At 73.7% G+C, this 21,349-nt stretch carries 19 protein-coding genes and 1 tRNA gene; 4 read left to right on the top strand and 16 right to left on the bottom strand.

From position 1 onward, the window contains the following. Positions 1 to 281: 281 nt before the first annotated feature. Together CLV92_RS13810 and CLV92_RS13805 are read right to left on the bottom strand one after the other, a co-directional pair. The gene (locus CLV92_RS13810) at positions 282 to 1,163 is read right to left on the bottom strand and encodes a rhomboid family intramembrane serine protease (protein WP_104433512.1); all 882 of its coding nucleotides are present in this window, start codon (positions 1,161 to 1,163) and stop codon (positions 282 to 284) included. A gap of 110 nt (positions 1,164 to 1,273) precedes the next feature. After that, positions 1,274 to 1,786, bottom strand: a complete 513-nt coding sequence (locus CLV92_RS13805; protein ID WP_104433510.1) for a peptidylprolyl isomerase — start codon at positions 1,784 to 1,786, stop codon at positions 1,274 to 1,276. 151 nt (positions 1,787 to 1,937) lie between these two features. On the opposite strand from CLV92_RS13805, the gene CLV92_RS13800 reads away from it, so the two are divergent. Continuing rightward, positions 1,938 to 2,870 carry a hypothetical protein gene (locus CLV92_RS13800; RefSeq protein WP_104433508.1) on the top strand — a complete coding sequence of 311 codons (933 nt, stop codon included), beginning with the start codon at positions 1,938 to 1,940 and terminating at the stop codon, positions 2,868 to 2,870. A 62-nt stretch (positions 2,871 to 2,932) separates the two neighbouring features. Here the strand turns inward: CLV92_RS13800 and CLV92_RS13795 are convergent. From CLV92_RS13795 to rfbA, 4 genes are all read right to left on the bottom strand, one after another. Beyond that, positions 2,933 to 3,005, bottom strand: a tRNA-Ala gene (locus tag CLV92_RS13795). 37 nt (positions 3,006 to 3,042) lie between these two features. Beyond that, positions 3,043 to 3,159 (bottom strand): DLW-39 family protein, encoded by a 117-nt coding sequence (locus CLV92_RS21985; RefSeq protein WP_211291122.1) that lies wholly within the window; start codon positions 3,157 to 3,159, stop codon positions 3,043 to 3,045. Between the two features lie 96 nt (positions 3,160 to 3,255). After that, positions 3,256 to 3,675 carry a hypothetical protein gene (locus CLV92_RS13790; protein WP_104433506.1) on the bottom strand — a complete coding sequence of 140 codons (420 nt, stop codon included), beginning with the start codon at positions 3,673 to 3,675 and terminating at the stop codon, positions 3,256 to 3,258. A 55-nt stretch (positions 3,676 to 3,730) separates the two neighbouring features. Next, complete coding sequence (rfbA, locus tag CLV92_RS13785) at positions 3,731 to 4,606, bottom strand: glucose-1-phosphate thymidylyltransferase RfbA (RefSeq protein ID WP_104433579.1); 876 nt, start codon at positions 4,604 to 4,606, stop codon at positions 3,731 to 3,733. 39 nt (positions 4,607 to 4,645) lie between these two features. On the opposite strand from rfbA, the gene rfbB reads away from it, so the two are divergent. Next, positions 4,646 to 5,617: a dTDP-glucose 4,6-dehydratase gene (gene rfbB, locus CLV92_RS13780; protein WP_104433504.1), complete on the top strand. Its 972-nt coding sequence runs from the start codon at positions 4,646 to 4,648 to the stop codon at positions 5,615 to 5,617. Positions 5,618 to 5,761: 144 nt separating this feature from the next. On the opposite strand, the gene CLV92_RS13775 is transcribed toward rfbB, so the two are convergent. From CLV92_RS13775 to CLV92_RS13755, 5 genes are all read right to left on the bottom strand, one after another. Further along, positions 5,762 to 6,835, bottom strand: coding sequence for a sugar transferase (locus CLV92_RS13775; protein WP_104433502.1), 1,074 nt, complete (start codon positions 6,833 to 6,835; stop codon positions 5,762 to 5,764). Between the two features lie 133 nt (positions 6,836 to 6,968). Then, positions 6,969 to 7,610 (bottom strand): class I SAM-dependent methyltransferase, encoded by a 642-nt coding sequence (locus CLV92_RS13770; protein ID WP_104433500.1) that lies wholly within the window; start codon positions 7,608 to 7,610, stop codon positions 6,969 to 6,971. A 93-nt stretch (positions 7,611 to 7,703) separates the two neighbouring features. Further along, positions 7,704 to 10,331, bottom strand: coding sequence for an MATE family efflux transporter (locus CLV92_RS13765; RefSeq protein ID WP_146099535.1), 2,628 nt, complete (start codon positions 10,329 to 10,331; stop codon positions 7,704 to 7,706). After that, a complete protein-coding gene (locus CLV92_RS13760; protein ID WP_146099534.1) occupies positions 10,331 to 11,467 on the bottom strand; it encodes a glycosyltransferase in 1,137 nt (378 codons plus the stop codon). Before CLV92_RS13760 ends, CLV92_RS13765 begins: the two co-directional genes overlap by 1 nt. Continuing rightward, on the bottom strand, positions 11,464 to 12,384 hold the full coding sequence (locus CLV92_RS13755) for a glycosyltransferase family protein (protein ID WP_104433494.1): 921 nt from the start codon (positions 12,382 to 12,384) through the stop codon (positions 11,464 to 11,466). Before CLV92_RS13755 ends, CLV92_RS13760 begins: the two co-directional genes overlap by 4 nt. Before the next feature lie 329 nt (positions 12,385 to 12,713). Here CLV92_RS13755 and CLV92_RS13750 point away from each other — a divergent pair, with 329 nt between their 5' ends. After that, positions 12,714 to 14,252: a tyrosine-protein kinase domain-containing protein gene (locus CLV92_RS13750; RefSeq protein ID WP_104433492.1), complete on the top strand. Its 1,539-nt coding sequence runs from the start codon at positions 12,714 to 12,716 to the stop codon at positions 14,250 to 14,252. A gap of 78 nt (positions 14,253 to 14,330) precedes the next feature. On the opposite strand, the gene CLV92_RS13745 is transcribed toward CLV92_RS13750, so the two are convergent. Further along, positions 14,331 to 15,338 carry an AAA family ATPase gene (locus CLV92_RS13745; protein ID WP_104433490.1) on the bottom strand — a complete coding sequence of 336 codons (1,008 nt, stop codon included), beginning with the start codon at positions 15,336 to 15,338 and terminating at the stop codon, positions 14,331 to 14,333. 142 nt (positions 15,339 to 15,480) lie between these two features. Here CLV92_RS13745 and CLV92_RS13740 point away from each other — a divergent pair, with 142 nt between their 5' ends. Further along, complete coding sequence (locus CLV92_RS13740; protein WP_104433488.1) at positions 15,481 to 16,434, top strand: hypothetical protein; 954 nt, start codon at positions 15,481 to 15,483, stop codon at positions 16,432 to 16,434. 70 nt (positions 16,435 to 16,504) lie between these two features. On the opposite strand, the gene CLV92_RS13735 is transcribed toward CLV92_RS13740, so the two are convergent. The 4 genes from CLV92_RS13735 to CLV92_RS13720 all read right to left on the bottom strand — a co-directional run bounded on the left by CLV92_RS13735 (position 16,505) and on the right by CLV92_RS13720 (position 21,224). Then, complete coding sequence (locus tag CLV92_RS13735) at positions 16,505 to 17,188, bottom strand: hypothetical protein (RefSeq protein WP_104433486.1); 684 nt, start codon at positions 17,186 to 17,188, stop codon at positions 16,505 to 16,507. A gap of 255 nt (positions 17,189 to 17,443) precedes the next feature. Continuing rightward, on the bottom strand, positions 17,444 to 18,397 hold the full coding sequence (locus tag CLV92_RS13730; RefSeq protein WP_211291121.1) for a proline dehydrogenase family protein: 954 nt from the start codon (positions 18,395 to 18,397) through the stop codon (positions 17,444 to 17,446). A gap of 69 nt (positions 18,398 to 18,466) precedes the next feature. Beyond that, on the bottom strand, positions 18,467 to 19,327 hold the full coding sequence (locus tag CLV92_RS13725) for a YhjD/YihY/BrkB family envelope integrity protein (RefSeq protein ID WP_158257244.1): 861 nt from the start codon (positions 19,325 to 19,327) through the stop codon (positions 18,467 to 18,469). A gap of 145 nt (positions 19,328 to 19,472) precedes the next feature. Beyond that, the gene (locus CLV92_RS13720; RefSeq protein WP_104433482.1) at positions 19,473 to 21,224 is read right to left on the bottom strand and encodes a PP2C family protein-serine/threonine phosphatase; all 1,752 of its coding nucleotides are present in this window, start codon (positions 21,222 to 21,224) and stop codon (positions 19,473 to 19,475) included. Positions 21,225 to 21,349: the final 125 nt, after the last annotated feature.

Genomic DNA, 21,349 nt, shown 5'->3' with positions numbered 1-21,349 from the left:
ACGCTGCGCTTTCAGTCTTGCACGCACAGTGAAGCCCACACCCTGTGGACCGCTCCCCCTCGTCCCCAGGCTCCGTCCCCACCTTTGTCCACCGCCATGTCCACAGCCTGTGGATAGATGTGGGTAAGGGGGGCCGCTTTCCACATCCCTCCCCACACCTCGTGGATATCGGCCCCCCGATTCGCACACCTGTGCGAGGAGCCTGTGGACAGCGCGGGGCCTGGGGAGGACGGGGAGGTGGCCCCCGCGCGGGCGGCGAGCAGGCGCCGACACCGGCACCCTCAGCCGACGAAGGGCGCGAAGGCGCCCATCCGGGCGGCGGCGTGGACGAGCAGCGCCACCAGGACCGCACCGATGACCGCCACCCCGCCCCACTGCACCAGCGAGCGGCGCCGCCTCGGGGCGTAGGCGAGCACCGCCGCCACCACGCCGCCCGCGACGAGGCCGCCGAGGTGGCCCTGCCAGGAGATGGCGGGGAAGAGGAAGCCGAACGCGACGTTGATGGCGATCAGGACCGCCACGGGGCCCACCTGCCGTCCCAGCCGGCGCGAGACGACGAGCGTCGCGGCGAACAACCCGAAGACCGCCCCGGAGGCGCCCACCACCGCGGTGCCCGCCGTCAGGGGCAGCAGCGTGGCGCCCACCGCACCGCCGAGGGCGGAGAGCAGGTACAGGGCGATGAAGCGCGCCCGCCCCAGCAGCGACTCCAGGTACGGGCCCGTCACGTACAGGACGTACATGTTGAAGAGCAGGTGCAGCGTGCTGGCGTGCAGGAACGCCGACGTCAGCGGCTGCCACCAGTTGCCCGCGGCGAAGGCGTACGGCGCGAAGGCGGGGAAGTTGTACAGCCGCAGGTAGGCGTAGAGCTCCAGGGGCACCACGAACTGCGCGACGTACATCAGCACGCACACCGCGATGATCGTCTTGGTGACGGCCCCGGGCGCGCCGCCCAGCCCGCCGCCCAGCGCGGTGCGGGCGGAGCGGACCGTGCGGTTGCCCTCCGCCACGCAGTCCACGCACTGCACGCCCACCGCGGCCTCCCGCTGGCACTGCGGGCAGACGGGCCGCTCGCAGCGCTGGCAGCGGACGTAGGACTCCCGCTCGGGATGGCGCGGGCAGACGGGGGCCGCGGCGGGGACGGGCCCGGACTGGGGAACGCTCACAGCGGCATCGACCTCACACCGTCCTCAACGCAGCGCGGGGCCGCCGTGTGCCCTTCCCGCCGGTGTTCCGGCGGAGGCACGACGACGACCCCGGGCGACGACCCGTCCGGTCAGTCCTGCTCGACGGTCACGCTGGTGATGACGACGGCCTCGCGGGGACGGTCCATCGAGCCGGTGGGCACCGCGGAGATGCGGTCCACGACGTCGCGGCCGGCCTGGTCGGCGACCTCGCCGAAGATGGTGTGTCGGCCGTTGAGGTGCGGGGTGTTCGTCGTGGTGATGAAGAACTGCGAGCCGTTGGTGCCGGGGCCGGCGTTGGCCATGGCCAGCAGGTACGGCTTGCTGAACTGCAGGTCGGGGTGGATCTCGTCGCCGAACTTGTAGCCCGGCCCACCGCGGCCGTCGCCGATGGGGTCCCCACCCTGGATCATGAAGTTGGGGATGATCCGGTGGAAGGTGAGGCCGTCGTAGAAGCGGTCCGTGCGCGTCTCGCCCGTTTGCGGGTCGCGCCACTCCTTGGTTCCCTCGGCGAGACCGACGAAGTTCGCGACCGTCTTCGGTGCGTGGTTCGGGAAGAGCTCGAGACGGATGTCGCCGTGGTTGGTGTGCAGGGTGGCGTGCATGGCCTCATCCTTACATGCTTGGAAGATCACCTCCCGGTGGCGCCCGGCACCTCCGGGGGTGGCCTGGGAGCGCACGAGGCCCGCACCACACGTCGAGCGCACGGCGCCCGCACCTGACGGCAGCAGCATCAGAGCAGTGAGAGGGGAACGCATGTTCCGCAAGAAGACCGCACCGCCGGCGCCCGAGCCCGTCCGCCTCGGGGCCCTGGCGGGGGCCGCCCTCGCCGGCGCCGCGCTGGCGGAGAAGGTGGCACCGCACGTCGAGCACGCCAGGGAGTGGGCGACCCCGCACGTCGAGCACGCCAGGGAGTGGGCCACGCCCCACGTCGAGACCGCGGCCGTCAAGGTCGCCCCGGCCATGGAGGCCGCCCGCGAGAAGCTCGTCGACGACGTCCTCCCCGCCGTGGAGTCCATCCGCGAGAAGCTCGTCGAGGACATCCTCCCGAAGCTCACCGAGGTCGCGGCGGGTGCCGCTGCGGCGACGACCGCGGCGGCGGGCGCCGCTGCCGTGGGCGGGCGGGAGTTCGCCGGCGAGGCGCGCCACCGCTCCACCGACGCCCTGGCCGTGCTGAAGGGCGAGGCCGTCGTGACCCGCCCGAAGCAGAAGAAGCGCCGCGGCGGCCGCAAGCTCCTCCTCCTGCTGGTGCTCGGCGGGGCCGCGGCGGCAGCGGTGGCGGCGCAGCAGCGCCGCAGCGAGGAGGACCCGTGGGCGACCCCGGGGGCGACCTGGACCACTCCGAAGGCGGGGGCGGCGCAGACCTCCCAGGACACCGAGGGCGGGCCCACCGTCATCGACGTCTCCACCTCCGCCTCGACCGCCTCCGGCACGTCGACCGCGAGCACCTCGGCCTTCGGGTCCGGGGGTAGCACGGGGACCGGCACCGAGGGCAGCGGTGACGGCACCGACGGCACCTCCCTGACGACCGTCGAGTCCTTCGGGGCCGAGTCCACCGCGACGGAGGCCGGCGGGGCCGCCCCCAGCACGGACGCCCCCAGCACGGGCGGCAGCGCCGACGAGAGCCAGGTCGACCAGGCCGCCGACGCCGCGCGGGACAAGGGCCCCGGCCCGTTCCAGGGCTCCTGAGCCACGGCTGACACGACGAAGCCCTCCTCACCGGCCGGTGAGGAGGGCTTCGTCGTACGGGGTGGAGGCGAGGGGACTCGAACCCCTAACCCCCTGCTTGCAAAGCAGGTGCGCTACCAATTGCGCCACGCCCCCGTGCCGGTCGCCCGGCTGCGGACCTCGCGACGGCCCGTCAGCGGATCGTGTCCGTGGCCTCCGCCCAGAGGTCGCGCTCGGCCCTGTCGGACGCCCGCCGCCGCCAGACGAGGATGCCCCCTGCGGCGAGAGCCAGCAGCAGGACCTTCTTCACGGCGAACCTCCAGGACAGTTCGAGGCTGCGCGCCGGACGTCCCGGCCCGCCTCCGGCGTCGAGGCTAGCACGCAGATCACGGCCGGGCCGGGGCGCTCAGCCGGCCGGACGCCGCGCGTACCGGCGCTCCCGCCGGAGCGTCCGCCACAGCAGGAAGCCCGCGGGCAGCAAGGCACCGACCACGCTCGACGCGACGTACGACGGGGAGCGCCCCGTCAGGAGCAGCACCACCACCGCGGCGAGGACCGCGAGGGCGAAGGTCCCCGCGCCCCCGAGCAGCAGCGAGCGCAGCGTGACGTCGGCCCGCCGGTACAGCACCGGCCGCCCCGGCTCCCGCACCAGCACCCCCCGCGCGACGAGTGCGTCGACCGCCTGGAGCGCCTGCGAGCGCAGTGCGGGCACCTTCATCGCCAGCTCGTCCTCGTCGAGGTGCACGACGGTCTTGCGGGCGAAGGCGCGCAGCACGTCCTCCTCCACGGGCGTCGTGGCCTCCCGCGTCCGCCACCTGCGGCCCATCCGCCCCCCGCTCGCTGCCGGTCCTCACCGTCCCGCCCGGAGCCGGGACCCGCGTTCACCGAGGACGCGCCTGGCGGAGCAGGTCGAGGAGGTAGTCACCGTATCCGCTCTTCCTCCACCGCTCCGCGCGCTCGGCGAGCTGCTCGTCGTCGAGCCAGCCCTGCCGCCACGCCACCTCCTCCGGGCACCCGATCTTGAGGCCCTGGCGTGCCTCGATGGTCGACACGTAGTTCCCGGCCGCGAGCATCTGGTCGAACGTGCCGGTGTCCAGCCACGCCGTCCCGCGGGGGAGCACCTCCACGTGCAGTCGTCCGCGGGAGAGGTAGGTCCTGTTGACGTCCGTGATCTCCAGCTCCCCCCGGGGGGAGGGCTCGAGGTCGGCCGCGATCTGGATCACGTCGTTGTCGTAGAAGTACAGCCCCGGAACCGCGAAGTTGCTCCTCGGAGCACTCGGTTTCTCCTCGATGGAGAGCGCGCGTCCGTCGTCGTCGAACTCGATGACGCCGTAATCCCGGGGATTGCTCACCCAATAGGCGAAGATGGTCGCGCCGACCGGGTCCAGGAACTGCGAGAGCCGGGTCCCGAGTCCCGGCCCGTAGAAGATGTTGTCGCCCAGCACGAGCGCGACGCCTTCGCGCCCGATGAAGTCGGCACCCAGCAGGAAGGCTTCCGCCAGCCCCCCGGGCGTCGGCTGCTCGGCGTAGGAGAGGGCCATGCCGAACTGCGCGCCGTCGCCGAGGAGGGACCGGAACTGCGGACCCGTCTCAGGAGTCGTGATGACGAGCACGTCGCGAATGCCCGCCAGCATGAGGGTCGTGAGCGGATAGTAGATCATCGGCTTGTCGTAGACGGGGAGCAACTGCTTGCTGACCCCCACCGTGACCGGGTGGAGCCGAGTGCCGGAGCCGCCGGCGAGGATTATCCCGCGCATGAAGCACATCATCGCGCATCAGGCATATCATGTCGTGATATGAGGCTCCTGGTCACCGGCGGCGCTGGATTCATCGGCAGTCATTACGTGCGGTCGGTGCTGCGAGGTGCTTATCCGGGCTTCGCCCCCGAAAGCGTGGTCGTCCTCGACAAGCTGACGTACGCCGGCAACCCGGCCAACCTGGCGCCGGTCTCCGGGGACCGCCGGCTGGAGTTCGTGCAGGGCGACATCTGCGACGGAGCGCTGGTCGAACGACTCATGGCGACGTCGGACGCCGTCGTCCACTTCGCCGCCGAGAGCCACGTGGACAGGTCGATCCACCGGGCTGCGGAGTTCACCCGGACGAACGTCCTGGGCACGCAGACGCTGCTGGAATTCGCGGCGCGAAGCGACGTCAGCGCCTTCGTGCACGTCTCCACCGACGAGGTCTACGGTTCCATCGACAGCGGTTCCTGGCCCGAGGAGCACTGCCTGCAGCCCAACAGCCCCTACTCGGCGAGCAAGGCGTCGAGTGACCTGATGGCCCGGGCTTACCACCAGACGCACGGGCTTCCGGTGCGGACAACGCGGTGCTCGAACAACTACGGCCCCTACCAGTACCCCGAGAAGGTCATCCCCTTCTTCATCACCTCCCTCCTCCGGGGGGGAACGGTGCCGGTCTACGGCGACGGCAAGAACGTCCGCGACTGGCTGCACGTGGAAGACCACTGCCGCGGGATCCAGGCGGTCCTCGAAGGCGGCCGTCCCGGCGAGGTCTACAACATCGGCGGAGGCACCGAGCTGAGCAACCTGGAACTGACGGCGCAACTGCTGGATGCGGTGGGAGCCGGCTGGGACCGGGTGCGCCACGTACCGGATCGCCGCGGGCACGACCGCCGGTACTCGGTGGACATCACGAAGATCAGCACGGAACTGGGGTACGCGCCGTCTCGATCGTTCAGCGAGGGCCTGGAGGCCACGGTCCGCTGGTACCGCGACAACGAGGAGTGGTGGACCCCGCTCCTGCGATGACCTCGCGCCCCGACGGGCGGACGTGGCAGCCCCGCGCTCGCCGTGCCGGCGCACGGTTCGCAGCGGCGTCCGGACGCAACGCGGGAACCCCCCGGCCGGCTCGGTGCCGAGACGGCCGTGAACCGGGCGGGACGCGTGCCCCGGTCAGCGCCCGGCGAAGCCGATCACGACGCCGACGGTGCGCACCAGGATCTCGGCGTCGAGCCGCGGTCCCTGGTGCTCCAGGTAGTGGAGGTCGCGCCCGAGCTTGCGGGCGGTACCGTCCGGGTCATCGGTGTAGCCCTCCATCACCTGTGCCCAGCCGGTGATCCCCGGCCGCACCAGGTGCCGGTTGCCGTAGCGGGGGATCGTCCGGACGAAGGACTCGACGAACTCCGGCCGCTCGGGGCGGGGCCCGATGAGGGACATCTCCCGGCGCAGCACGTTCCAGATCTGCGGCAGCTCGTCGATCCGCGACTTCCGCAGGAACGCGCCCACGGAAGTGGCCCGGTCGTCGTTCAGGGATGCGAACCGCGGACCGCCCGCCTCCGCGTCGACCGACATGGTCCGGAACTTGACGATGTGGAACAGCCGACCGTCGACCCCGACGCGCAACTGCCGGTAGAACACCGGCCCCGGCGAGGTGGCGCGGATGGCCATCGCCACCACCGGCCCGATGACCAGCAGGACGACGAGCGCCACCAGCACGGCGACCATGTCGAGGAGCCAGTTGGCCGTCCGGTAGAGGCCGTCCCGGCGCGGACGGATCCAGAGTTCTTCCGTCGCCTCCGCCGTGTCCGCCGTGGGGGCGGGGAGGAGGCCGGCCGAGAACGTCTGGACGGTCTGCACCGGGATGCCGTGGGCCCTGAGCCTCGCAACCTCGTGCACCGCCCCCGGGCTGCGCATCTGGCGGGAGCCGAGGAGCACGAGACCGCATTCCTCGGAGCGGACGGTGCTGAGGATGTTCTCGCTCTCGGACTCCCGGATCCGCACGAGGCTGGGCAGCTCCGCCGCCGCTTCCCCGGGGGACGGGTCGCGGGGGTTCGCCCCTCCGGACGCGCGGCGACTTCCCTCAGCGTGTTCCGCGACCAGCAGCGCCTGCGACAGGGCGAGGTACTCCTCGTCGTCGCAGAGGCACGCCGCGCGCGGGGTGTGGGCTGCCGTGGTCCGCCGGGCACGGCCGACGCCCCTGGCGAGCACTGCGCTGGGATGAATGCCCAGAGACGCGTCGATAGCCATGGAGGTCCCCCTTCCCGTCGTTCGGTGTCGAGCGCCCGGTGTTTGACCGAACGTCCTCAACGTCGACGGGGACGGGGACTGGCTTGAGAGACCGCCACACGAACGGCGGAGCGGGTGGCGCGCTCCTCAGGCGTCAGGTGCCGCTGAAGGAGCCCTCCAGGACCACCTGGCTGGCGAGGATCTGCGGTCTGATCCGGGTCAGCGCGAGACCGCGGTCCCCCATGCGGTACGTCAGCGGGCCGATGTAGGCGGTCCTCCGCAGGCGAACCCCGGCACCCTCCAGCAGTTCCCGAGCCGTGGCGACGGTGAAGAAGCGCAGATGGGTCCGGTCGAAGATGCCGTGCTCCTCGTAGGTCCACCGCCCGCTGAGCAGGCGCAGGCGTGCGAGCAGGTAGGCGATGTTCGGCAGCGACACGATCACCGTGCCGTCGGGGGTCAGCAGGTCCGCCGCGGCCTGCAGCACCGGCCCCGGGTCCGTGGTGTGCTCGAGCACGTCCGCGAAGACCACGTGGTCGAACGGACCGCTGCTCCGGGCGGCGTCGAACGCTTCCGGCGCGAAGCCGTGGATGACCTCGAAACCCTCTTCCCGGGCGGCAGTCGCGGCGGGGCCCGACTCGATCCCCACGCAGGTGCACCCGCCTGTCGTGCTCATGACCTTCATGAGGTAGCCCGAGGCGCACCCGACGTCCAGCACTCGCGACCCCGGGCGCACCCACCGGGCGATGACCTGATGCGTTCCGACACCTCGGGTGTTGAGGAGATAACCGTCAGTCATGTCACCATCCTCCACGCCCCGGCCTCGTGAGGCTCCCCAAACGCGCCGGCGGGCACGCCGGGCCACTCCAGCCGGACGCGGCCCGCCCGGGCGTCAGGAGACGGGGACCCTGGGAGGCGGTGGCGACTGCTGCGCCGCGACACCGTCCCGGGCAGCGCGCCGGCTGCCGGGTGCAGGGCCGTCCGCGCTCCGCCGTGCCTGCCGGCTCCGCTCGCAGGCGCCCCCACGTCGCCAGACGGCGTCGATCACGGGGGCCGCGCCGACGGCCAGCCCGGCGAGGAGGTTCGTGGGATAGGTGTACAGGGCGGGGCTCGTCCAGCCGGTGACGACCACGTAGGCGAGCGTCCCCGCCGCCGCCGCGCTCCCGGGCAGCCCCCGGCGCACGCGGGTCAGCAGGATGACGCTGAGCAGCGCCGCGACGCAGCCGGCCCAGCCCGTGCGGAAGACGTGTGCGACGTACTGGTTGTGGATGTAGTGCGACAGCCCCGCGGTGACGTTGCCGCCCTCCGGCATCATGTACGTCGCACCCCACCCCTCGCCCCGCACCGGATCGTCCAGCTGCGCGAGCACCGCGATGGACTCGAAGCTGCGCTGCTGGTAGGTGAAGTCGGTGTTCCGCTGGGTCAGCGAGGTGGCCTTCTGCGTCGCGAGCTCCGCGAACTCGGGTGCCATCGCACGCACCGCCACGACGGCCACCGCGCAGAGGCCCAGGATGGCCGTGATCCTCCTCGCCTTCGCCAGCCGCAGGTCCTGCCGTGCGAGGTACAGCGTCGCGATCACCAGGACGCCCACCACCGCCCCGGCCCACATCCCCCGGGTGAACCCTGCGAGCACCAGGACACCGGCCGAGCTGAACCAGAGCACGGCCCGCCGCGACACGCCGTTCCACAACAGATCGGTGAGGGACCAGAGGAGCAGGACGGGAGCGACGAAGTTGATGTTCCGGCGGACGTCGCTGCCCTCCGCTGCCAGGAAGTCGACGCGCCCGAGGGCGTTGGCGACGCTGATCGCCAGGACGGCGGCGAACAGCCCCCACAGCGAGCGCCTCGACAGGAGCCCGACGTCGTGCCCTCGTGCGAGCAGCAGCGCGAGGTAGAAGACGAGGTACTGCAGCGCATCGCCGACGATGTAGACCGGCGGGTTGCCCACGACGACAGCCGTCGCGAGGGGAAGCACCAGCCCCACGCCCGCCAGGAGGATCCCGGCACCCTCCCTCAGCGGCGGCCGGCGGTGAGCGCGGCCGAGGAGCATCCACATCGTCAGGAGGATCAGCGTCGTGACCGGCACCGCCATCGCGGGGTACACCGACGCCGCTGCCGGGGCGCTCAGGAGGAGCGGTAGCGACTCGACCCGCAGCACGGCCCTCCGGATGGGGGGCGCGGTGAGCACCACGAGCACGACGGTCAGCACGGTCGCCAGGAGGTAGCCCGTCGGCACGAGCGCGATCAGACATCCGAGGGCGGCGGGCACCGCGAGCCAGAGCAGGCGGGTTCCGTGCGACAGGGCGCTTCCCAGGGAGGCCGCAGGCACGCGCTTCGCTCCCCCGCCGGCGGACGGGCGCGGGCCCCGAAGACCCAGTCCGGCCACCAGGATCGCCAGCAGCAACGTCTGCGCGCCCAGCTTGGCGATCGCGGCCCCGAGCATCCCGAACGCGGGGATCAGGGCGACGTTCAGCGCCAGGTTGACGATGAGGGTGCTGAGCTGCGCGAACGCGTACCGACGGTCCGGCAGGACGGCCGTGCATGCGGGGATCACGGCGGACACGAGCGTCATGACGGCGCTCGAGACGACGAGGACCGCCGCGGCGGCCGCCGCTTCCCGGTAGCGCGGGCCGAAGAGGACGGGGACCACCAGGGCCACCAGGGGTGCGCCGACGAGCGTCGCCGAGCCGACGACCGCCGCCAGCTTCCACAGCCGGGGCCGCAGGTGCGCCAGCCCCTTCTCCCGGTCGGCGAGCATGGCCACGACGGACGGCATGCAACTCGTGCTGATCAGTCCGACGACCGCGAGCCAGGCGTTGGGGAGGCGCTGCACCGTCGCGTACATGCCGGCGTCGTCGGGGGTGACCAGCAGGGCCAGCAGGCAGGCGTCGAGGATGGCGACCGCTTGGTCGGCCAGGGTCGCGGTGGCCATCCAGCCGCCGACCTCGGCGCCGGCGGGTGCCTCTCCCCGGGGCATGCGGTTGAGGGCGAGGGAGACGGCCAGGGCCGCGCCGTAGCTGCACGCGAGGGCGACCGCGAACGAGGCGGTCGTCGGGGGCACGGCGAGGGCGAGGGCGAGCAGAACCGCTCCCTGTGCCACAGCGGGCACGCTCGCCGTGACCATGCGTCGCTGGCCGAGCGCCATCCAGTCCCGGTTCAGCCCCTGCTGGGCGATGACGAGCAGCAGCGGCAGCAGCACCGCGTACTCCACCGCCACCACGGAGACGGCGTAGACCGCCCCGACGGCGACCATGAGGCGTTGGCGGCGCCGGATGAGGGGCTGCAGGGATTGCGGTGGAGCGCCTGCGGCGAGCTCACGCACGCCGACGTACTTGGCGCCCCAGTCGACGAGGACGCCGCCGTACCTGCACAGGAGGAACGCGACCACGAGGTGACCGAGCGCCTCCCCCGGCAGCCGCCGGGCGGCCACGACCCAGGCGGCGAACTCCAGGGACTGCCCGAGCAGGCGCAGGACGACGAGCGTCCCGTGCTGCCGGACCGCGGGGAGCCGACTGCGCATCACGGGATCAGCCGGGGGATCCTGCCGTGTGTGGCACCTGCGCCGGAGGTGCCCGGCGTTCGGGCTTCCTCGAGGACCTCGGCCGCCCACGCCGCCCACCGCTGCACGCTGAAGCGGTCGTCGATGGCTCGCCGCCCGCGATCGGCGAGCTCGCAGCGCCGGACCGGGTCGTCGAGCAGCGTCACGACCTCCGCGACGATGTCCTCGTCGGTGCGGGCGACGACGGCGGGGAAGTCCGATCCGACACCGGCGAGCACCTCGGGCGACACGACCTGCGGCAGGCCGCGCACCGCCGCCTCCAGCACCTTGTTCTGGATCCCGGTGCCCTCGGTCAACGGGGCGACGGCGAGGCGGGCCGCACCGTAGACCTCGTCGAGGGAGGCGAAGTCCGGCCACATCGTCCATCCGTGCTCGTCGACGAGCCGGCGGACCTCGGGGGTCGGCCGGCTGCCCGCGACCAGCAGCGAGGTGCCCGGCCGCACCTCCTGCAGCCTCGGCCAGAGGCCGGCGAGCCGTCGCACGGCAGCGACGTTCGGGGAGTAGTCGAGCGTGCCGACGAAGAGCACGTCGTGCGCAGGAGGCCCGGAGGGGCGAGCGCCGGCGGTCACGACGTTCGGCACCCATTCGGCTCCGAGCGCCGCCGCATCGGCGGCGCCGGCCGCGACGCGCCTCGCGGCTCCCGACGGCCAGCGCTCGAACCGGGCCATCCGACGGGCGAGGACGCGGAAGGCGGCGGCTCGCGCGGGATCGGAAGCGAGACGAGCACGGCGGTCGTAGTTGGCGCTCAGCAGGTCGACGTAGTCCAGGACCAGCCGGGCGGAGGCGGGGACGGTGCCCGGGGCGAAGCTCCGCGCGGTGGTGACCACGACGACCTGGGGATCGAGGGCCGCCAGCCGGTCACGCAGACGAGAGGGTCGCCACATCGCGCTCTCCGGTACCCGGCCCGGGAGCAGGCAGGCGCGGACCGCGGCGGGGAGGACGTGGTGGGGGGCGGCTGCGCACTCGTCGAGCAGGCGGACCACCTCGACCTGGGCTCCGGCCGAGGAGAACACCGTGGTCCAGGACTCGACGCGCCGCGTGGCACCGAGGGCGCTCGGCCGTCCGAGATCGACCACGGCCACCTTCGGACGCCTCACGAGGTCCTTCCGGGGCGGGTCGGCAGGGACGTCATCGACAGGACCAGCGAGCACGCCGTCCAGCCGGTTCCCGCCTGCCCGCGTGCGTAGGTGTGCGCCGACCGGCGACGGATGCTGCGGACCAGGCGCGTCCCGGCCGATCGGGCGGAGCCACCGACCGCGTGCATGGCGGGGCCGGCTTCGCACCGCAACCGGATCCGCATCCGGGGGTACCGCGTCCCGAGCTTGGCGCAGAGGTCGACGTCCTCGTAGTACAGGAAGTACTGCTCCGAGAAGCCACCGACCGCGCGGAGCCTCTCGGAGTCGACGCTGAACAGGCTCCCCGAGACCCAGTGGTCGGCCAGGGAGAGGACGACCTCCTGCCGGGAGGTCTGCGACGAGGTCAGCAGGTCGACGTGGGCCGCGCCCCGGCTTCCGAGGCAGCGGGCTGCGAGAGCTCGACGGCGGCTGCCGCGGGGCATCCACCGGCCGACCCGCCAGGCCGAGGCGAGGAGTCCGGCAGCGGAGAAGTAGCGGTTGACGACGGAGTTCGGCGTACCGGTCAGGTCCTGCTGGGGCACGGTGATCACGTCGTCGGCACCGCCGTCGTCCAGCAGGGACCAGTGCGCCGCCGTCACGGCCATGTCGGGGTTCGCCAGGACGACCCGCTCGGTCCGGACGTGCGGGAGGGCGGCGTTGACGCCTGCACCGAAGCCCAGGTTGCGCCCTGGACGGACGTGGGTCAGGAAGGGCGAGGCGCAGACGAGCTCCGCGAGGGAGTCGTCGTTGTGCACCACGACCACCGGTGCGTGGGCCGGCACCCAGGACAGGTCGATCGTGCGGTGGCCGAAGGCCACGACGACGAGCGTGCTCTGCCCGGTGGGCCGCAGGGGGCCGGCGGCGCGAAGCGGCGCGGCACTGCGATCGGTCTCCACCATCGGCCTCCTTCCGGTGTTCCCGTCCATCGTCGGCATCGGGGGGCGGGGCCTTGAGCGGTCGGGGTGGCCGCCGGCCGCCGCACCGCCCGCTCCGGCGGGTGGCCCGTGGGCCGCGTCTCCTGCCGGTCCTGCGGGCAGGGGCTCCCGAGCTGCGGGTGGGCCCGCCCCAGGGACGTCACCGAGGGGATGAGCACCTCATCGACACCAGGGGCGCCACCAGCCTCAGGAGGATCGTCCGTCGGGTGACTCCCGCTCAAGTTCGCTCGTGAGGAGCCGAGACAGGGAGCGGAGAACATCTGTTCTGCTGCGGGGCGACTTGGGGGAGAGACGTGACGTTCGAATCCTCGTCGGGAGGGCTGCAGGAGTCGGCCGTCTCCGGTCAGGGTTCCGGGCACTCGTGCCTCCAGTCCGCAGGGACCGCCTCCGGCGAGTCGGCGGACACCCTCACACCCGGCGGGGCCTCCGAGGCGCAGGTGCGCCACTACATCAGCGTCCTGCGGAGGCGCTGGCTGTCGATCGTGCTGTCCATGCTGGTCACGATCGGCGCCGCCATCGGGGTGACCGCAGCGCTGACGCCCTACTACGAGGCGCGGATCCGGCTGTTCGTCGTGGTTCCGGAGGGCTCGGTCAACGTCGGGAACGCCTACCAGGGTGGCCTCCTGTCGCAGCAGCGGGTCGCCTCGTACGCAGAGCTCGTCAGCAGCTCGACCGTGACCAAGAGGGTCATCGACAGGCTCGACCTCACGCACACGCCGGTGGAGCTCCAGGAGCACATCGTCGCCAGCGCGCTGCCCTACACGATGCTGATCAACATCACGGTCACCGACCAGTCAGCCGACACCGCGCGGCGCGTGGCCGACGAGGTCGCCGCCGTCTTCTCCGAGCACGTGCACGCGCTCGAGGCCCCCACAGCCGGCGGGAAGAGCCTCATCCGGGTCCGCACGCCCGACCCGGCACACGTCTCCCCCGCTCCGGTCTGGCCGAAGCCGGCGCGCAGCATCGCCGTCGCCGCCGCTCTCGGCCTGCTGCTCGGTCTCGGCATCGCTCTCCTGCGCGAGGCGCTCGAGACCTCGATCAGCGACGCCGAGCAGCTGTCGAACTCCGCGAGCGCACCCACTCTCGGCGTGCTCCCCGAGGACCGGCAGACCCAAGACCTGATCCTGATCAACGAGGACGATCCGTACTCCCCGCGCGCGGAGGCCTTCCGCCAGCTGCGGACCCACCTCCAGTTCGTCGACATCGACTCCCCCGCCCGCTCCCTCCTCATGACGAGTCCACGGGAGGACGAGGGGAAGTCGACGACCGCCTGCAACCTGGCCATCTCGTTGGCGCAGTCCGGCGTCAGGGTCTGCCTCGTCGAAGCCGACCTGCGCCGCCCGAGGGCCAGCCACTACCTGGGGCTCGAGGGAGGACAGGGGCTGACGAGCGTGCTCGTCGGTCAGGCGACGCTCGATGACGTCACCCGGTCCTGGCAGGACGGGCTGATGGACGTCCTCACAGCCGGACCGATCCCGCCCAACCCTGCGGAGCTGCTCGGGTCGTCGGCGATGCGGCACGTGCTGAGCCAGCTCGAGGCGCGCTACGACCTGGTGCTCTTCGACTCGGCACCGGTGCTGTCCCTGGCGGACTCCGTCGTGCTGGGTGCGCTCACGTCCGGGGTGATCCTCCTCGGCCGCTCCGAGCGCACGAGGCGGGAGGACGTCAAGCGCGCGTCGGCCCAGATGCGCAGCGTCGGCGCCAAGGTCTACGGCACCGTCCTCGTCGGGGTGCGCAAGAAGCACGTCCGCGGGTACGGGTACGGCTACGGGTACGACCCGAAGGTCTACTCGCCGACGAAGTCCCACAACGACCTCGTGCGGAACCGCTAGGTCCCACGCGCACGGAAGCCGGTGGCGCACGGGGGGCTCGCCCTCCCGCAGCCGCACCTCGCACGCGGGGGATCCGGGTCACGAGGAGATCTTGAGCAGTTCCCGTCGTTCCCTCAGCGCGTTGAGCAGGGCGGAGGTCTCCACCTGGTCCTTGCCGTCCAGCACCGACTGCTTGGCCGCCAGCTCCGCTGCCGCGGCGACCTCCTCGTGGCTGAGACCACCGGCGGTGGACGCGACGCGCGGCCACTCCACGGCCGTGAGGTCGAACTTCCGCAGCCGGCGCTGGATGAGGTCGTGGATCACCCCGGTCGTGGGGAGGACGTAGTGGATGAGGACGTCGAAGCGGCGCAGCAGTCCCCGGTCCAGCAACTGGGTGCGGTTGGTGGTGACCACGAGCACGCTGGGCGACTCGTCCTCCTCGAGGAAGCCCAGGAACGAGCGGATGAGGTGACCGCCGCTGCCCGCCGCGGCTGACGCATCGTCCTGCCCGGGTTGCCCGACGAGGGCGTCGAGGTTGTCGAAGAGGAACACCCCGCGGGTCTGGCTGACCAGGTCGAAGACGAGCCGCAGCTTCGTGACCGCCTCGTCCACGGTGAGGTCCACGAGGTTGTCGAGGCGGATGGAGAAGGACGGCAGGTTCAGCTCACCGGCGACGACGTCGGCGGTCATGGTCTTGCCGGTGCCGGGCGGCCCCGACAGCAGCACCTTGCGCATCGGCTGGAACCCGTGGGTGCGCAGGGTCTCCTGGCGGCGCTGCTCGGCGAGGATGCGCTGGATGCGTCGCAGCACTTCCAGGCTGAGCGCCATGTCGGTCAGGTGGGCGGTGGGGTATCCGACGGTGAGGACCTGGGCGAGCTCACCGCGGGGCTGCGCCACCTGCACGGCGCGGCTGGTGGGGGAGAGGTAGCGCCCTCCGGCGCCGGCGACGCGTCCGGTCTCGACGAGGTTGCGCAGGTCCTCGGAGAAGCGGACGCGACCGCTCTTGGCGGCGCTGTCGGCGATCTGGAGCGCCACGGAGTAGAAGCGGGCCTCGTCGCCCTGACCGTGGCTCTCCACGAGAGCCTTCACCTGTGCTGCCGTCGCCATCCTGACCTCCCGCCGCCTGTCGCCAACTTACAGTGATCTCTCGATCACGGCTCGCTCATGGCGGTTTCCGCCCGGCTGCGCCCGGCGGGTGATCCTGCGCGCTCGCCCCCGCTGCCGGCGGGAGGCGTGCGACGCTCGGCCCGTGCTCGACCTGGACGTGGACCTGCTGCTCGTCGCGGTGGCCGCCGCGTGCACCATCCACCTCCTGCTGCGCCTGCGCGGCGGACGGCGCGGACCGTCCGCATCCGGGCGGTTCGCAGCGGGGTCGGCGCTGCGCCGGATCCCCCCGCTGCGGGCGCACCCCGAGATGGCGCTGGGTCTGGCCTTCCTGTCCTGCCTGGGCCTGCTGCCGGCGGCGACGGCGCTCGCCGGCGGACTGCTCTCCGGGGAGGACGCGCACCCGCTGGACGCGGTCGACCTGGCGTTCACCGTGCAGGGTGCGCTGTTCGGGGCGGCGCTGGCCGGGTGGGCGCTCCTCGCCCGGGCGGAGAGGGTGGGCGGGGTCCCGTCGGCGCCCCCGGCGGGAGAGCGGCTGCTCGTGGCGTCCTCCGACCGCCACGCCTCGCGCGCCCTGCGGCCGGGGTACCTCGCGGCGGCCGTGGCGACGGTGGTGGCCGCCGCCACGGAGGATCCGTGGTGGCTCCTGCCCGGCGCGGGGGCCCTGACCCTGACGTGGCTGCGGGCCCGGTGGTGGGCGCGGTTCCCCGCCCGCAGCACCCTCCACGACGACGGCGTCCACCTGGTGCACCGCCGTGACGGCTGGGAGGTGGGCCGCTACCGGTGGGCGGACGTCCACCAGGTGCGGGTGCAGCGCGGGGCCGTGCGCCCGGAGTGGACGATGGACGACGTCCACACCTCCGTCACGCTGTCGGTCCGCACGACGGTCCGGGGCGACGACCAGCCGGAGTTGGAGGGCTTCCTCCTCCTCGACGACGAGGAGCGGGCGGCTGCGGTGGCGGTGCTGCGGACGGCGTGCGCGGAGCACGGAGTGCCGGCGTTCGCGTCGTACCTGGACCCGGTGGAGCCCTCCCCGCCGCAGCCGAAGCCGGTGCGGCGGGGCCCGCCGCACCGGCCCCGCCACCGCAGGGAGCGCTGACGCCGCGGAGCCCCGCTCCCCTCCCAGGGGAGCGGGGCTCCGCGGCGGGGCTCCGAAGGTGCGGGTCGGCTCAGCGGCCGAGGCCGGCCTTGTCGACCTTGCGGTGGAAGCGCATGCCGCTGAGGCCGCCCAGGACGGCGCCGCCGAGGGCGACGACCGCGGCGAGGATCGCGGTGATGATGCTGGCGGTGCTGAGGGACGCACCGTCCAGCGGGAGCGTCGGGAAGCTGCCGAGGCGGCCGAGGATGTCGAACTGGGAGCCGACGAGCGCGGTGAGGATCGCGACGACGACGGCGATGACGACGGCCCACAGCCACACCGCGAGGCCCTGCTTGGCGCCGTTGAAGCGGGCCATCCGGCCGGCGACGTAGCCGCCGCAGAAGTACGAGACGAACAGCACGACGAGCAGCGCGATGCCGCTGATGATGCCGGCCGTCCCCGCGTTCGCCTGTGCCTGGCCGACGGCCTCCCCGGCGCCGGTGTCGGTGGCTGCGCCGACGGCGGCACCGAGGGCGGCGAGCAGGGCGGTCAGGAGGACGGCGGTGCCGGTGGCGGTGAGCCAGCCGAAGAACGCCGAGCCGACCTTGACCCCGCCGTACTGCTCCTTCTCCCGGTTGACCACGGAGAGGCGATCGAGGCCGAGGCCCGCGACGGACCTGGCGCCGCCGGGACCGGAGGTGGAGAGCCCACCGCTGGGGTCGGTGCCGGTGGTCGGCCCCTCGCCGGGGACGTGGGATCCGCTGGGTGTGCTCATGGGCTCTCCCGGAGGTGTGGAAGGTCACGACGGCTGCCCTCGCGCCGGGATCGGCGGCGGGCGCGCCTGCGGTGGCGCTCAGTCGTGGGGTACCCGGATCGAGCCGATCCATGCACGCGCCCCGCGCGTCGTAGGGCATCCGGCGCAGCGGTTCCCCGACGTCGTCCGGGTGGGGTTCGTCCCGGCCGGGCAGCGCGTGCGACCCGGCCGGGGCGGGCGCTCAGTGCGCCGCGGGCACGCCCCGGGGGCCCGGCGTCAGCGACCCGCCGCGTCGGCGAGCGCGGTGAACACCCGCCCCGGCTCCTCGGCCATCCGGTTCAGGACGTAGAGCCACCACTGCGTGCCGAACACCACGTACTCGGAGGTCCGGTAGCCCTTCCCGCGCAGCCGGTCCAGGGAATCCCCACCGAGCCCGAGCAGCATCTCGAACAGCACGTGCCCCCCGCCCAGCGCGTCCCCGCAGCGCTCCTCCAGCGCGGCGAGGAGCTCCCCGTCGTGGGTGGCGACGGACACGGGGTGCCCGCTGCGCACGAGTTCCGCCGCCATCTCCAGGTACGCCCCGCGCAGGGCGGTGCTGCCGCGGGTGAGCGCGACCTCCTCCGGCTCGGAGAACGCCCCCTTCACCAGCCGGACGCGGCCGGGCAGCGCGAGGACGCGCCGCAGGTCCCCCGGCGTCCGGTGCAACCGCGCCTGCAGCGTCACCCCGACGTGGGGATGGCTCGACGCGAGGCGCTCGTAGGTGTCGAGCACCAGGTCCGTGCGGCCGGAACCCTCCGCCGAGATCATCAGCTCCGCGCCGGCGGCGGCGGCCGCCTCGGCGATGCGCACGGCGTTGCGGTGGCCCAGCTCGGGGTCGATGACGAGCCCCACGTGGGACAGGTCGAAGGAGACGCTGCCGGGCAGCCCGCGGGCGCCGATCCCCGCGGCCACGTCGAGGAACGTGCGGGTGGCCTCCTCCGCCACCTGCTCGTCGCGGATGCTCTCCCCCACGAACTCCAGGCTCACCCCGTGGCCCCGCGCGGCGATGGCCTGCGCCCGGTCCAGCGCCTCGGGGAGGGACTCCCCCGCGACGTAGCGGCGCGCGATGCGGCGGGCGACCGCGGCCAGAGCGGGATCGGCCAGCACCCGCGCGGCGAGCCCCTCGTCGAGCGCCATCCGGCGCAGGACCTCCGCCGCCTCCGACTCCGCCGCCGTCGTCACACCGTCCACGCCGCCCCCTCGATGCCCGTGCCCGGCCCCAGCCTGGATCTCCGCGGCTCTCGTGTCACGCACCCCGGGTCACGCACCCCGGGTCCGGTGTCGTCCCCCGGCCCGGGACCTCTCGTCGACCTCCAGGCCGAGCGCGTAGCCGTACACCGCCATCGCGGTGAAGGCCCACAGCCACAGCCCCGCGGCGACCGCGGCTCCGACGGCGCCGAACCCGCCGAACGGCGCGCCCAGGTCCACCGGGATCGCGAGGAACAGCACGGCCCCCTGCGAGAACCCGGAGATGAACGCGCCGGTCCCGAAGGACGCCCACAGCGCCGCCCGCCACGACGGCCGCACCGGCCCCAGCAGGCGGTAGGCGTAGAGCAGGACCGGGGACAGCAGCAGCCACACCGCGTTCAGGGCCACGTACACCGCCAGCGCCACGGCCCCGGCCCCGCCCGGCTCCAGCACCCGCAGCAGGAGCCGGGCCAGGTGCAGCAGGCCCAGCACGACGGCGGGGGCAGCGAGCAGCAGCAGCGGCAGGGAGGCCAGCCGCACCCGCCACGTCGCCGTGCGCCCCGGACCCGACGGCGGCAGCTCCTGGCCGGGGGTGCTGACCCGCGCGAACCCGCGGCGCAGGCCCTCCGCCCACAGGGTGGCGGGCAGCACCGCGACGGCGACGAGCGGCCAGGGCAGCTGCACCGCGGTGGTCACCACGGCGGTGACCACCCCCTCGGGGTCGTGGGCGTCGGGCAGCGCCCCCGCGGCGGCGGTGGCCAGCCGCACCACCTGCTCCGCGCCGACCACGGCCGCCAGCAGCCGGAAGGAGATCACGGCCCACGGCAGCAGCGCCACCGCCGCGTAGAAGGTGATGCCGGCGGAGATCAGGTAGAGGTCGTGGCGGCGCAACCGCTCCTGCACGCCCCGCAGCAGGGAGCGCACAGCCTCCACCACGAGCTCCCCCCGTCTGCCCTCCGGTGCGGCCCCGGGCGGGGCCCGGCCCACCGGCCGGTACAGGGGCCAGCCTCGGCCTTGCAGGCGCCCCGCACATCCCGGGCGGTCCCGGCCGTCGAGATGCTAGGGCCGGGACAGCGCGCTACCGGACGGGGGAGGACGCCGTCGCGGCGGGCGCACCGGCCGCGCGGGGAGCGGTGGCCGAGCGCCGGACGACGATGGCCAGGCAGTCGTCGTCGTCGAGGGCGCAGGTGGTGACGTCGGTGAGCAGCCGCCGCGCGAACTCGGCCGGGGGCCGTCCCGCCAGGCCCGCGGCGGTGGCGGCCAGCTCGCGCAGGCCCTCGGCCAGGTCGCGCGTGCCCTCGATGAGGCCGTCGGTGTAGAGCACGAGGCTGTCGCCCTCCGCCAGCACGACCTCCCGCACGGCGAAGCTGCCGGGGTCGGGGTAGCCCACGCCGAGGCCCTCCGCGCTGACCTCGCGCGCCCCGCGGCCGGTCACCACGAGCGCCGGCGGGTGCCCACCGCCGGCGAGGCGGACTCGGCCCGTGGCGGGGTCGAGCAGCGCGACGAGCAGCGTGGCGAGCAGGTCGGGGTGGGTGACCTCCAGCGCGGCGCCGGCCTGGGAGACCAGCTCCTCCAGCGGGCAGCCGGCGACGGCCAGGGTGCGGACGGTGGAGGTGACGGCGAGCGCCTCGCGGGTGGCGGCGGTGCCGCGTCCCATCGCGTCGACCACGACGAGCAGCACCTCCCCCGACGGCAGCGCCACCCAGTCGTAGAGGTCCCCGCCGGCCGGTGCGCTGGCGGCCGGCTCGTAGGCGACGGCGATGTCCAGCCCCTCGACGTGCAGCGCCGGGGGGCGCACCGCGGCCAGCAGCGCGGCGACGTCCTCGCGCTGGACCCGCTCCCGCTCGGCGAGGTCGATGAGGGCGCGTTCGGCGGTGGCGGCCCGCGCCGCGGTGGACAGGTCCCGCAGCGTCACCACGGCGCAGACGGCGTCGTCGGTCTGCACGGGCACGACGGTCACCGACACCGGCACGGCGTCGGCGTCGGCGCCCGCCGGCACGTACGTCCGGTGCGGCGCCACCGGGCGCTCGCCGCGCACCAGCGCGCACATCTGCTGCCCGTCGCACACCCCGGGCAGCAGGTCCTCCAGCGGTACCCCGACAGGGCTGCCGCCCCGCGCGAGCAGGCGCACGGCCGCCGGGTTGGCGTCGACCACCCGCCCGGTGCGGTCGACGGCCACGATGCCGTCCTCGACGGTGCTCACGATCAGCCGGGAGCGGGCGGCGAGGTCCGCCAGCCGGGCGCGCACCACCTCGTCGGCGCGCCAGGAGGCGATGCCGACGGCCGCGGCGACGGCCAGCAGCCCGGCGTGGACGAGCGCCCACACCCAGGGCCGCTCCTGCGCGCCGGGGTGGTTGAAGATCGCCTGCCCGGCGAGCGTGCCCATCACGCCGTGGTGGAGGACGACGAAGCCGATGGCCGTGAGGAACGGCGCCCACGTCTGGTAGGCGGCGGCCGCCCCGACGGCGATGAAGAACAGGAAGTGCGCCTCGATGAGGCCACCGGAGAGGTGGACGGCGACCGCGGCGGCCGTCATGAGCGCCAGCATCACGGCGGAGGAGGCGATCTCCCGGCGGAGCTGGCGGCTGCGGCGCCCGGCGAGGGTGGCCAGCAGCGCGGCGAGGGCGACCGGGACGGCGTCGGCGAGGCCGTGCCACATCCCCCGCGTGGCCGCGGCCCAGGCGAGGACCGTCGCGCAGGCGACCCAGGCGGAGACGAGGAACGCGCGGTGCCGCGCCAGCCAGACGTCGTCGGGCAGCGGCGTCCCCTGGGGGAGGAGCCGCCTGCGGGTGCGCTCCCCGGCCGGTGGCCGCGGGCTCTGGACCTGCACGTTCCGCCCTCCCTCGACGGGGGCACGACGCCCCCGGACGACGTATCGGCACGTCCGGGCCGCTCCTTGAGCCCGTCGCGGGGAGAGGCACGGGGAGGCGTCCCGCGCGGCACCGGGCACCGTGA

It is taken from the genome of Kineococcus xinjiangensis (assembly GCF_002934625.1).
In the GTDB taxonomy this organism is placed as follows: Bacteria; Actinomycetota; Actinomycetes; order Actinomycetales; family Kineococcaceae; genus Kineococcus_A; species Kineococcus_A xinjiangensis.
Note: the sequence above shows the minus strand (reverse complement) of the source record. Positions and strands in the feature narration are given on the sequence as shown.